Origin of the sequence: Shewanella sp. K8 (assembly GCF_028823715.1) — a bacterium.
Taxonomy (GTDB): Bacteria; Pseudomonadota; Gammaproteobacteria; order Enterobacterales; family Shewanellaceae; genus Shewanella; species Shewanella algae.
Genome location: NZ_JAPEHY010000026.1, coordinates 25,093 through 36,830, shown reverse-complemented (window position 1 = coordinate 36,830; position 11,738 = coordinate 25,093). Strand labels below are relative to the sequence as shown.

Here is an 11,738-nt window from a genome sequence, read left to right as displayed (position 1 = left end):
AGCAGAAAAAGGGAAAGGAGTTTACGTGGTGGAGTGAATAAATCACCCCACCACGTATTAAATAGACTCAACAGCAAGGCATCCATCCCCCAGCAAACAATGCATATCGTATACCGGAGAATTAAAACACAGATGGGCTGCCCTTGTGGAGATTAATTAACCTCTGGCAAACTTTCCAGAAGCTGATAACCCATTTCGTTGAGTTGATCATTAACGCAAGTCAGCAGATATTCCTGACGTTCTTCGGCTGGCACCGCGTCTTCATCGGCCATTTGCAAACAGGCTTGCTGCAGTTGTTGAATATCGGTTTCACTGGCTTGAGGCAGGGCGTTTTCTTCATCGGCTGCCAGGGCAGCACCACTGAGTAACATACCGGCCAGCAGCAGAGTTAAGCTTTTCATCTTGTTTCCTTGTGTGAGTAAAGTGCCATCCCATGGGGCAGCACAGAGAAGTCTCACACAATCTATCAGTAGATTTTACATTCAGATAACGAGAAATTTTTGCCGTGACAGTGACTTTTTTTATCCGTTAAACAAGTGAATTAGCGCCTGCGATGTCACCCAAAGGCATGCCGGTGCAACTCTATTTGCGCCAGCTTTTCCGGCTGGGAAAACAGGTATCCCTGCAAACCATCATAGGGTACCAACTCCATCGCCAAAAATTGCTCCAGCGTCTCTACCTTTTCAACAATCACCTTAACCTGAGCCTGATTTTTTAATTGATATATATAATCAATAAAATCCAGCCTGACTTTTTCTGATTTTTCAAAACCGCGGGGAAGGATCAATTTGATATAATCGACGCAAGCAGTATTAATCCAATGTCGTCTCAAATCACCTTTAGGCTCAAAGTCATCCAAAGCAAATTTAACACCAAAATCATGTAACTTGGCGATACTGGCAAAAGCAGTTGTAGCAATCTTGGCTGACAAACGTTCCGTAATTTCAACAACCAACTCCACCTCTTGTTGTTTCAATGTTTCTTTTAGCCAAACCAATTCAGCCTCTAAAGAGGAGATGATTCTAGCTTCTATATTGATAAACAGACGTGCAATTTTGTGGCCAGCCAGGGCCAAAACATCGAGATGCCTGTAATCAATAGCCGCCAATTGATGCAACTGCTCCAGAGATAAATTCAATAGCTCTTTTTGATGCAGATTAGCATAGAAGCCTTCCACACTTAAGCATAGCTTTCCAGGCCTGAATAATACTTCATAAGCCACCTCTTGGGCACAGCCGCTTATTTTTCTGGCAACTATCTCCTGAAAATGAGCTTCAGTTAATGGTGCGTTATTGTACTCATTAAACAGCTTGCCTATGCTGCCCGGCTCATTGCCGGAATCCGTATTGTCACATCTCTGCTGCGTAAGCATGTTTCCCCCTTGATAGCACTGAACAGCAACAACCCGACAAACAGACCAGCATTCGGTTAACACTATGCATTTTGCGGGATCAAGGCGGAGATTCTCACCAGTGGAGTTAATCCCGCAGTTATAAAAACTAATAAATGGAGCCTAAGGGATACCCACTATTGACAACACAGGCATTGAGCTTAAGAATCAATAACTTGCAAAATTAACACTCTATTGATTAATGAAACATTATCTCAACAACAGGATTTTTTATTACTTATTATTAGGGCGTAAAACATGTAGAAACTTAAATTAAAAACAAAAACAATAGGAATAAAAATGGACATCACTAAAGGTAGGAAAATAATCACAGCTCGCCAAAACAACGACAACCCAATTATCAAAACAGACACCAAAGGATATAAATGTTCAATTCCAGAATTTTATATATTAAAAGAGCTATACCTCAGTCGAGGCCAAGCAGTAAGCAGAGATAAACTCTTGGATGCCGGCTGGCATGGAAGAATTGTTTCCCCCAATTCCATTCCAGTTGCCATTGCCAATCTGAGAAGAATATTCAGAGAAATTTCAGGCAACAACATTATATTCACCAAGAAAGGTTTTGGTTACGGCCTTGATACACTTCAGGGCAATATCCAGCTGGAGTTCATCAATGACAACATCAATCCCGTTTATACCGAAGCGGTAACGCCTACCCCACAAAAGACCAACTTCAGCTTAAGACGAATTCTGTATATCACAAGCATATCATTGGCATTATTCTTTGTACCATTCGCAATAACAAAAGCGCTGACACACACACCACCCAGAATAAAAATATACACCAACGGAATAAATAAGATAATTACTATATCAAGGATCAAGAACACAATAGACAAGCAAGCCATAAACTCAGTCATTGAAGAACTAAACTATCAACTCATTGGCACTGTAGACTTCTATGAAATTGGGAGAACAATAAAGGATAACAGAGACACTATTATCTTGAGCCATAGATCAGGTTTATTTTCTATCGACTGCATTAATAAATCGCATAACAGTATTAATACCTATGTCAGTTATGCAGATGCCTCAATACTCAATAAGCTGAAGGATGGAACTGTATGCCAAAGTTAAAGAAACTGCTGCCAATCACCATCCCTCTAGCCCTCTTGCTGAGTTCCATCATCATTAACCTTCTATATGACTATCACGAGGTTCAGGACATAGATGGCATGTACCAGATGATCAAGGAAGTAGAAGGCCCTGATAAGCAGGTCAAGCGCATCACTTTTTCCCTCTACATAGATATTGATTCAGAAAGCTTCTGGGGGCTGTTGCAACTGAGTGACAACAAAGAAAAAACGGATGGGAAAATACTCTTTTCCGGCAAGGTCTCCAGGCTGGTACTGCACGACAATGCAGTTCAGGTCGAACAGGTTAAAGTCTACCCTGTCTCAGCCGATTCGCTGGAAGTCTTGTTTGCCAACCCTGCACTGTCACTGTTGAAGCTCTTGCTGGCGACTGACTATAAAGTGGTGTGGCACTACACTTTGGTCGACCAAATTTTCTGCTTCTCCAATGAAACAGACACCAGTCTAAGGTGTATGAAGAAAGTCATCTAATCCCGCCTTCCAGGGTGATAGCTATTGGTGCAGTCCATTCCCGGGTTCTGGAAACCTCTGTCGATAAGGCCAGAACCGCTATTCCCTCAAGCCACTGTAAATCCAGGCAACTGCTACACTCTACTGAATCAGGGAAGCGCACTACAAAGGAACTGTTATGCCCATAGCCAGAGTTGCCACCCGAGCCGCCAAAGGTGTGGAGGCGCCTCAGGTACTGGTCGAAGCTCACCTCTCCAACGGCCTGCCGGCCTTCAATCTAGTGGGGTTGCCGGAAGCTTCGGTCAAGGAAGCCAGAGAAAGAGTCCGCAGCGCCATAATAAATGCGGGTTTTGAATTCCCCATGCGCAGGATAACCATCAATCTGGCACCGGCCGATCTGCCCAAGCAGGGTGGACGTTACGACCTTCCTATTGCCATTGGCATTCTGGCAGCATCCGGGCAACTGCCACTGAAATCTCTGGACGATCATGAATTTGTCGGTGAGCTTGGGCTGTCCGGTGAGGTCAGGCACTGCACTGGTATCCTGCCGGTGATCATCGCCGCCCGTCAAAGAGGCATCAAACTGGTATTGCCACAGGATAACCGCAGTGAGGCCGATTTGGTGGGCTACCGGCAATGTTGCCTGGCCCAGCACCTGCAACATATCGCCGCCTATCTGCACGGGCAACAAACCCTGCCGGGGATAGTACCGGGAACCGAATGGCTGGAACAGTCAAAGCCACACTCGAGTGATTGCCTGTCGGAGGTCATAGGCCAATATCAAGCCAAACAAGCGCTGGAAATCGCTGCCGCCGGCGGGCATAACCTGCTGATGCTGGGGCCACCTGGCACAGGCAAAACCATGCTGGCCAGCCGGATAATCTCACTCCTGCCCCCCATGAGTTATGAAGAGGCGCTGGAAGTGGCTGCGATTCATTCAGTGGCCGGTATGGCTACTGAGCCGGGGGAGTTTTATCGCCGCCCGTTTCGTGCTCCGCACCACACCAGCTCCGCCATCTCATTGGTGGGTGGCGGCTCGATTCCCAAACCCGGCGAGATTTCACTGGCTCACCTGGGAGTGCTGTTTCTCGATGAAATTGCCGAGTTTCCCCGCAAGGTACTCGACTGCTTGCGTGAACCCATGGAAACCGGCCATGTCATCATCTCCCGCGCCGCAGCCAAACTGCGCTTCGATGCCCGTTTTCAACTCATCGCCGCCATGAATCCCAGCCCCTGTGGAGATGCCGGCCCGGGAAGCCGCGCCAGCCCAGAGCAGATCCGCCGTTACCTGGCCCGGCTGTCAGGCCCTTTCATTGACAGATTCGACCTCACCATAGAGGTGCCAAAACTCCCGCCAGGCGCCTTGACTTCAGATGCGGCGCAGGGTGAAACCAGTGAGCAGATAGCCGCCAGAGTAGCGGCAGCGCGGGAACTACAACTCAGCCGCGCCGGCGTACTCAATAGCCAGTTGGGCAGTAAGGCATTGAAGCAGGCAGGTTTCAAACCCGGCGATCTGGCGTTTCTCGAACAGAGTGTCAATCAGCTGGGATTATCGGTGCGCAGCTTTCATCGGCTGCAACGAGTGGCGCGCACCATAGCCGATCTGCAGCTCAGCCCCATGGTCGAGCGACGCCATCTGGCCCAGGCCCTGGGTTATCGGGCGATGGACCGTTTGCTGGCCAGCCTGCAACAGCTTTGATGACCCATGTAGATTGATGCCTGCATGTTCGGCGAGTCAACTAAAGGGGCCAATGGCCATAAACCAAGCGCCCAGAAAAAATAAAGCAAAACAGCTGAAAGCACCTTGGCTTCAGACTAGGTACAGGCCGCCTTTGTTACAGTAAAACGCCATTTCACTGACAAGGAGCCCAAGATGAAACCACTGATGCGTTCCCTTTCCATCAGCTCCATGCTGACATTAACCGCCTTACTCTGGGGTTGCAGCGATGTCATCAGCGAACAATACCCCACCGAGGCCGAAGCACGGGCTGAAGGAGTATTCGAGCGAGGCTGGCTGCCACCGATATTGCCGCCCTCGGCCACGGATATAAAGGTCAACAATGATCTGGACAACAACAGCTCCAGCGGCAGTTTCCGTCTGCCCGCCGCGGCAATGAGCGAGTTCACTTCTCAGTTAAAAGCCGAAGAAGGCCTGGCCAACAGCTGGTATTACCGCGAAGGCGACTCCCTGTGGATCTTCCGCCTGACCCAGGACGGAGTTATCCAGTACCAACTGCAGTAAGGCTTCAGCTAGGTAACGGTTGCAGCTTGGCCAACAGGAAGGCCAACTCGGCCACATTGTGGGCGGTATCTGTCTTTACCTAAAGACTAGACATACTCCCGGAGCACTTCCCGACCCAGCGTCAGCACCTGCATCTCTTCCGAGCCGCCGGAAACTCTATCGACCCGCAGATCGCGCCAGAAGCGGCTGATGCGATGCTCGCCGGTGATCCCCTGGCCGCCAAACACCTGCATGGCATTGTCAACCACATCGAAGGCCGCCTTGGAGCAGTAGAGCTTACACTTAGCGGCATCGCCCGGGGTCATCTGGCCGTTGTCGGCCTTCCAGGCGGTGTGATAAATCATGTTCTTCATGTTGGTGAGCTGCACCGACATATAGGCAAACTTTTCCTGGATCAGCTGTGTCTTGGCGATCGGCAAGTCAAACTGTACCCGCTTGTTGGCATAACGGGCGGCATCTTCGAAGGCGCAATAGGCGCAACCATAGTTGCTGCAGGCTATGAGGAAACGCTCCAGATCAAACTCCTTCTTCACCCTGGCAAACCCGTTGCCTTCGGTACCGAAAAAGTCCTTTTCCTCCAGCTCTACATTGTCGAACTCCACCACACAGCAACTGTCCATCTTCAGTCCCAGCTTGGGCAAGTGGCTGACAGAGATCCCCGGTTTACTCATGTCGACAAAAAACTCGGAGAAAATTGGTTCGAAGCTGGCGGAATCTCTGGCCATCACCACCAAGTAAGGGGTCTCGGCGGCACTGGTGATATAACATTTGGTGCCATTGAGGTAGACCTTGCCCTTCTTTCGGGTATAAGTGGTCTGCAGGCTGCGTACATCCGAGCCGGCATCCGGCTCGGTGACTGCCGAGTTCCACACCTGTTTGCCGGTACCTATATAGGCCATGATCTTGTCGATCTGCTCCTGGGTGCCTTCCTGCAATATAGTGGGAAAACCCGCCATCTGATAAAGCACATAGGTTGGCGCACCGAGACGGCCCAACTCTTCCCAGATCAAGGCCAGAGTCACCAGACCGGCATCGCTGCCACCGTATTCTTCCGGAAGCAGCAAACTGTCCAGCCCCAGCTTGGCCAGCTCTTTGACAAAACGTTCAGGATATTCATTGTTGTCGTCGCAGGCGGAGAAATAGCGCTCCCAGTCCTCCTGTGACATCAGGTCTCTTACTCCTGCAATAAATGCTTCTTGTTCGTTTGTCAGTCGATAGTTCATCGATACCTCAGCAAGTTTTCATCAGTAAGCAGGACGCCTGTCTAAACTCTGCGACAGGTACCTACGGCAGTATAACCCCAGGCATATTCGAGTCAATCCAGAGAGAAATGCTGGAACATGGTCAATATTATAGAAATTAGCCCGCAATCCCTTTGAGCCATTTCACAATAATCCAAGTGAAATAGATTATTGAACAATAAGGTATAAATTTAAAGCCTGAAACAATCCATTTAATTAATTTAAATATAAAATCACAGAAAATAATTTTTGATTTATTGAGCAATATCAATCAATAGAATCTATCGACAAGCAAACTCAACTTATCGTTATATAATCGTGGAGATATAAATGGCTCAAAATGTAAACTTCAAAATTATTCCTGTAACTCATTACAAACAAAATGCCTGTATTGTTTGGCAAGATGGTTGCAACAAGGCTGCTGTAATAGACCCAGGTGGTGAAGTAGAGAAGATAACAAGTTTTATTGAAGACAATAAACTGGAGCTGGATAAGATACTCCTGACCCATGGTCATATAGATCATATCGGCGCGGCCAGATTATTGGCCAAGAGTTCATCTGCCGAAATACTCGGCCCTCATAAGGATGATACGTTTCTGTTTGATATGTTGCCGGAGGAATGTCGTCTATATCAATTTCCCCACTGTGATGTCTTTTATCCAGACCGCTTTCTTGAGCAGGATGACACTATTTGGGTCGGTGAGTTACAACTTCAGGTGATTCATTGCCCGGGCCATACACCAGGCCACCTGGTATTCTTTGCCCCGGCGGCCAAGTTGGCCTGGGTTGGCGATGTGCTGTTCAGACACTCCATAGGCCGCTGCGATTTTCCCGGCGGAAATCACGCGGCACTGCTGGATTCCATCAAGAACAAACTCTGGTCGCTGGGGGGAGATACCTGCTTTATTCCCGGTCATGGCCCCATGTCCACTTTTGCTGAAGAGCGGCGCCACAACCCTTATGTCGCCGACCGTTGAAGCTGTTGCCGCCTCCCATGAGGCGGCGATTTCTTAGTATTTGATAAGTCAGTGCTTTACAAATCCGGTAACACTGGTGTCCGCCAGGGTCATGCCACGGGTTTCCGGTGCCAGCAAGATGGAAACCACCAAACCCAACAGTGAAATACCGGCACCGGCCATCATGGTCCAGGAAACGCCATAAGCGTTCATAAACACAGGCAAGGCATAGGTCGAGAGTATGGTGCCTATACGGCTGAAAGACATCACGGCACCCACGGCCGAAGCGCGGATATCGGTAGGGAACAGCTCATTGGGGTAGAGCCACTGCAAGATCCCAGGGCCTCCGGAGCAGAAGGCGTACATGCCAAAGGCCGCAATCACCACCCAGATACCTGGAGAAGAAACCAGCCCCAGCATGGCCAGTGACAAGGTCATCATGGCAAAGCTGATGATAAGCAGTGGTCGACGGCCCATGGAATCCAGCCAATACATGGCCGGAATACAGCCTATGATAAAGAAGGTACTGATAATAATGTTGCCAAGCGCCGAGTCTTTGCCATCGTAAAAACCCAAGGCCCCGACTATCTGCGGCCCAAAGGTGTAGATGGCAAACATGGGAATGATCTGGCAGGTCCAAATTGTGCCGATAAAGATGATCATGGTGAAGTTGCGTTTTTCGAACAGCTTACGATACTGAGTATCGCTTTTTTCTTCCGCTTCAATATGAACATTACCGCCAAAGTATTCTTGCATAACTTGTTTGTACTCGGCGATACGGCCCTTGCGCAGTAGCCAGCGTGGCGACTCGGGCAGATGGAAACGCCCAAGCAGGATTACCAGACAAGGGATCAGGCCGCTGCCGAGCATCCAGCGCCAGCCCCCTTCAACGTCATAAAGCAGATAACCTACCGCATTGGCCGCAGTAGCGCCCACATACCACATCAAGGCTATGAAGCCCATGGTAAAGGCCCGCTTCTTGGTTGGGGAAAACTCGGCCACCATGGAGGTGGCAATGGGGTAATCGGCCCCTATAACTACCCCGATAAGGAAGCGCATCACCACTAACTCTATCGGCGATGAAACGAACATAGTGGCGACAGATAACACGGCTATCGCTATGATATCTATTAGAAACATTAACTTACGACCGAATAGGTCGGCGATGTAACCAAAGAGTGCGGTACCGACAAACAGGCCCACCAGGGTAGATGCCCCAACCAGGCCTATCCAGTTGGCATCCAGCTGCATTTCAGGGATCAGTTGCTCAAGCGCCAGGCCAATAATGACCAGAATATAACCGTCGAGGAAGGGACCACCACTGCCCCAAAACATGATTTTCTTATGTAATGGCGTAAACTCCATTTCATCGAACTTTTTAGCTTTCATATGCTAATCTCTTATATTAAACCAATAAACATGGTTGATTTATTCGTTCACAAAATGTGCCATTAATCTTCAGCCTGATTTCTCAGTCGAGAAATACTGAATAAAAAATGGGACTAAAACAAATCTGAAGCTCAAAAGTGAGAAAACGGTTACAGTTAGCAAACTACATAAGTCGCAGACAAATCTTTAAACAGGTTAAAAGTTAAAACAAATAAGAGCACAGCGCTTCAAGTTAAGCATTATCAAAATCTGTTTATTCAACAGAACTAATAACATTAAAAGTGTATGCTCTCATTTTGCACAATCGAGCTCGTTAGAAAACTAACTTAAATTCAGATTTAAGGTTTTCAAGCAGCACTAGCCATAACGATATTCAATACCGAATGTACCCCTGGGATATTCCCATTTCTTGATAATGGTTTCACCGCAAAGCATTTTACAGGTGCCACATTCCAAACAACCGGCAGAGTCAAATTTAAGGCTGCCGTCGTCCTGAATTTTATAGAGTCCTGCTGGGCAGGCGTTAACCAACTTACGGAATTCATTGATATCCGGGTTTTCAACAAGCTCAATATGTGGATGTCCCTCATCGACATAGAACTTGTTCACCCCCAATTTCACATCAACATTGACTGGCTCGCTCATATCGCTGTCATCCCCTTAATACCATCTTTAATCAGATTCATATAACCCACCTCTTTGGCATGCTTCATCAGGGTCTTGCGCAGAGGTTGCGAGGCGCTGCCATCTATGGTGAACATCTCCTGCATAATGTCGGCGACCAGCTTGGGATACTGATTAAAGATCCTTGGGTTCTCCATAAAGGCGGGTAATTTCTGGTACAGCTTGAGATCTTTCATGATAAAGCTGTTGTCCAGCAGTGTTTGATAGGCACCGAGTCCGGCGGCACTGAAGTCATTCTTGGCCTTGGCGGCAAGTACGGCTCTGGCGGCGGCCTCACCGGATGCGATAGCCAAGTCCATTCCGCGAACCGTATAGCCCACGTTGAGACAGAAGCCTGCCGCATCCCCGGCAATCAAGACACCGTCATCCACCAGCTTGGGCAGCATGTTCAGTCCGGCCTCGGGAACCACGTGGCCTGAGTACTCAAGCAACTTGCCGCCTTCAATCAAAGGCTTGATCGCCGGATGATTCTTGAAGTCTTCCAACATCTGCGGCACTGTCTTGGAAGAGGTTTCTATGTGGTGCAAGCCACAAACAATCCCCAAAGAAACAGTGTCTTTATTGGTGTAAAGGAAGCCCCCGCCCAAGAGACCATTGGAGGGTGAACCGGCAAACAGCCAGGCAACGCCTTCATCACCGCTGACATTAAAGCGATCCCGTATCTGCTGCTCTGACAGGGCGATAAGCTCCTTGGCTCCGACCGCCATGGCACTGGATTGCACCTTGGGCTTAACCATGCCGAGCTGTTCCCCCAGAAGAGGGTTGACCCCTTCAGCCAGAATCACTGTCTTGGCCAGCAGTGAGTCGCCATCGGCCTCCACCCCTATGACCTTACCGTCTTCCTTGAGGATTTTTTCAACCCGAATACCGGTAATAAACTGAGCACCGGCTTCTTCGGCCTGTTCGGCCAGCCACTGATCGAAAGTGCCTCTGAGCAGAGTATAAGATTCCTCTACCGGCTCCTGACCACGGCCGTTGTGATAGTCCAGGGTTACTGCAGTATCATCAGTGAGAAACGATACTTTTTCCTTGGTAACCTTACGCTCCAGCGGCGCCCGTTTGGCAAAATCGGGCATAATCTTTTCCAGGCTATGGGCGTAGAGTCTACCACCAGTCATATTCTTGGCCCCGGCATAGTTGCCGCGTTCAATCACCAGAACATCGGCGCCCTGACTGGCCAGGACATAGGCAGCAACGCAGCCGGCGAGCCCGCCTCCCACTATGATTGCGTCAAATGCATCTTCTGACATGCTGATCCTCTCTTGAATTCGAGACTACCGGCCCCTTGAGCCGGTAGCCGGGCCAGATAGTTAGCCTTTGAAACTGTTCAGCAGGGCTGGAACTATCTTGTTGATATCACCGACAATGCCGTAATCCGCATACTGGAAGATGGGGGCATTCTTGTCTTTGTTGACAGCAATAATGGTCAGGGAGTCGTTGACGCCAACCATGTGCTGGATCTGACCGGAAATCCCTATGGCCATATAGACATCAGGCTTGATCATCACACCTGAAACCCCAATGTAGCGCTCACGCTCCATCCACTTTTCAGTTTCGGCAATCGGACGGCTGCAGCCCAGTTCGGCACCAACCTTGGCGGCCAGCTGTTCAATCAGCTTCAGGTTATCCTGCGAACCTATGCCATTGCCCACACCGATAACGCGCTTGGCCTTACCCAGGTCGATATTGGATTTTTCCTTTGGCCGACGTGCCAGGCAACGAATGCCATTGGCAGGGGCAACAAATTCCAGAGTGATAGTTTCGGCGCTGCGGCCCGCTTCTTCGGCTGGCAACTCCTTGAAGGCGCCGGCGGCCAGAGTCACCACAGCAATTTGAGAGGTGATCTTCTCTTCGCCGATGGCCAGGCCACCGTAGACCAGATGCTTGGCACCGACATGGCCTTCGCCATCGATTGTGAGTTCAGCGGCATCATTGAAAACCCCGGCACTCAGGCGCACACCCAGCTTGGCGGCCAACGCCTTGCCGCGGCGGCTGGCTGGCAACAAGACCAGGGACGCCTGCGCTTCGGCTTCAATCGCCTTGGCCATGGTCAAGGCGTACTCTTCCACTATGCGGTTTGAGTCCTTCTCGCCCAGGTGATACACCTTGCTTGCGCCCAATGCTGCAGCCCTGGCAACCTCATCGGCACCGCCCAAGACGAATACAGAGACACTGTCACCCAGTTGCAGACCGGCGGCCATTACTTCGGGCAGACGAGCAGCCTCGCTGCTGAAAACCCAAACATTTGCTAGCTTGTTCATTTCATCCCC

General features: G+C 49.5%; 12 protein-coding genes. 5 read left to right on the top strand and 7 right to left on the bottom strand.

The annotated features are described in order from the left end of the window. Nucleotides 1-152: 152 nt before the first annotated feature. Together ON072_RS14445 and ON072_RS14440 are read right to left on the bottom strand one after the other, a co-directional pair. Entirely contained in the window at nt 153-401 is a 249-nt protein-coding gene (locus tag ON072_RS14445) for a hypothetical protein (RefSeq protein WP_025010076.1), read from the bottom strand. 155 nt (nt 402-556) lie between these two features. After that, complete coding sequence (locus tag ON072_RS14440; RefSeq protein ID WP_096142467.1) at nt 557-1,372, bottom strand: EAL domain-containing protein; 816 nt, start codon at nt 1,370-1,372, stop codon at nt 557-559. 318 nt (nt 1,373-1,690) lie between these two features. Between ON072_RS14440 and ON072_RS14435 the strand changes: the two genes are divergently transcribed. From ON072_RS14435 to ON072_RS14420, 4 genes are all read left to right on the top strand, one after another. Further along, complete coding sequence (locus ON072_RS14435) at nt 1,691-2,488, top strand: winged helix-turn-helix domain-containing protein (protein ID WP_025010078.1); 798 nt, start codon at nt 1,691-1,693, stop codon at nt 2,486-2,488. Then, on the top strand, nt 2,476-2,976 hold the full coding sequence (locus tag ON072_RS14430; RefSeq protein WP_025010079.1) for a hypothetical protein: 501 nt from the start codon (nt 2,476-2,478) through the stop codon (nt 2,974-2,976). The genes ON072_RS14435 and ON072_RS14430 overlap by 13 nt, the downstream gene beginning before the upstream one ends. A gap of 157 nt (nt 2,977-3,133) precedes the next feature. Further along, nucleotides 3,134-4,654 carry a YifB family Mg chelatase-like AAA ATPase gene (locus tag ON072_RS14425; protein WP_096142468.1) on the top strand — a complete coding sequence of 507 codons (1,521 nt, stop codon included), beginning with the start codon at nt 3,134-3,136 and terminating at the stop codon, nt 4,652-4,654. A 174-nt stretch (nt 4,655-4,828) separates the two neighbouring features. Then, on the top strand, nt 4,829-5,197 hold the full coding sequence (locus ON072_RS14420; RefSeq protein WP_261753107.1) for a hypothetical protein: 369 nt from the start codon (nt 4,829-4,831) through the stop codon (nt 5,195-5,197). 86 nt (nt 5,198-5,283) lie between these two features. On the opposite strand, the gene caiA is transcribed toward ON072_RS14420, so the two are convergent. Then, entirely contained in the window at nt 5,284-6,420 is a 1,137-nt protein-coding gene (gene caiA, locus ON072_RS14415) for a crotonobetainyl-CoA dehydrogenase (protein ID WP_261753106.1), read from the bottom strand. Between the two features lie 348 nt (nt 6,421-6,768). Here caiA and ON072_RS14410 point away from each other — a divergent pair, with 348 nt between their 5' ends. Next, nucleotides 6,769-7,416: an MBL fold metallo-hydrolase gene (locus ON072_RS14410; protein ID WP_208172795.1), complete on the top strand. Its 648-nt coding sequence runs from the start codon at nt 6,769-6,771 to the stop codon at nt 7,414-7,416. Between the two features lie 48 nt (nt 7,417-7,464). Here the strand turns inward: ON072_RS14410 and ON072_RS14405 are convergent, their stop codons facing one another. From ON072_RS14405 to ON072_RS14390, 4 genes are all read right to left on the bottom strand, one after another. After that, on the bottom strand, nt 7,465-8,784 hold the full coding sequence (locus ON072_RS14405; protein WP_261753105.1) for an MFS transporter: 1,320 nt from the start codon (nt 8,782-8,784) through the stop codon (nt 7,465-7,467). A gap of 357 nt (nt 8,785-9,141) precedes the next feature. After that, nucleotides 9,142-9,429, bottom strand: a complete 288-nt coding sequence (locus ON072_RS14400; protein WP_025010089.1) for a 4Fe-4S dicluster domain-containing protein — start codon at nt 9,427-9,429, stop codon at nt 9,142-9,144. Next, nucleotides 9,426-10,718: an FAD-dependent oxidoreductase gene (locus ON072_RS14395; protein ID WP_025889642.1), complete on the bottom strand. Its 1,293-nt coding sequence runs from the start codon at nt 10,716-10,718 to the stop codon at nt 9,426-9,428. The genes ON072_RS14400 and ON072_RS14395 overlap by 4 nt, the downstream gene beginning before the upstream one ends. Before the next feature lie 60 nt (nt 10,719-10,778). Next, a complete protein-coding gene (locus ON072_RS14390; RefSeq protein WP_144134925.1) occupies nt 10,779-11,729 on the bottom strand; it encodes an FAD-binding protein in 951 nt (316 codons plus the stop codon). Nucleotides 11,730-11,738: the final 9 nt, after the last annotated feature.

Coding starts and splice junctions, on each gene's coding strand:
- ON072_RS14445 (WP_025010076.1), bottom strand. CDS start 401: ATGAAAAGCTTAACTCTGCTGCTGGCCGGTATGTTACTCAGTGGTGCT.
- ON072_RS14440 (WP_096142467.1), bottom strand. CDS start 1,372: ATGCTTACGCAGCAGAGATGTGACAATACGGATTCCGGCAATGAGCCG.
- ON072_RS14435 (WP_025010078.1), top strand. CDS start 1,691: ATGGACATCACTAAAGGTAGGAAAATAATCACAGCTCGCCAAAACAAC.
- ON072_RS14430 (WP_025010079.1), top strand. CDS start 2,476: ATGCCAAAGTTAAAGAAACTGCTGCCAATCACCATCCCTCTAGCCCTC.
- ON072_RS14425 (WP_096142468.1), top strand. CDS start 3,134: ATGCCCATAGCCAGAGTTGCCACCCGAGCCGCCAAAGGTGTGGAGGCG.
- ON072_RS14420 (WP_261753107.1), top strand. CDS start 4,829: ATGAAACCACTGATGCGTTCCCTTTCCATCAGCTCCATGCTGACATTA.
- caiA (WP_261753106.1), bottom strand. CDS start 6,420: ATGAACTATCGACTGACAAACGAACAAGAAGCATTTATTGCAGGAGTA.
- ON072_RS14410 (WP_208172795.1), top strand. CDS start 6,769: ATGGCTCAAAATGTAAACTTCAAAATTATTCCTGTAACTCATTACAAA.
- ON072_RS14405 (WP_261753105.1), bottom strand. CDS start 8,784: ATGAAAGCTAAAAAGTTCGATGAAATGGAGTTTACGCCATTACATAAG.
- ON072_RS14400 (WP_025010089.1), bottom strand. CDS start 9,429: ATGAGCGAGCCAGTCAATGTTGATGTGAAATTGGGGGTGAACAAGTTC.
- ON072_RS14395 (WP_025889642.1), bottom strand. CDS start 10,718: ATGTCAGAAGATGCATTTGACGCAATCATAGTGGGAGGCGGGCTCGCC.
- ON072_RS14390 (WP_144134925.1), bottom strand. CDS start 11,729: ATGAACAAGCTAGCAAATGTTTGGGTTTTCAGCAGCGAGGCTGCTCGT.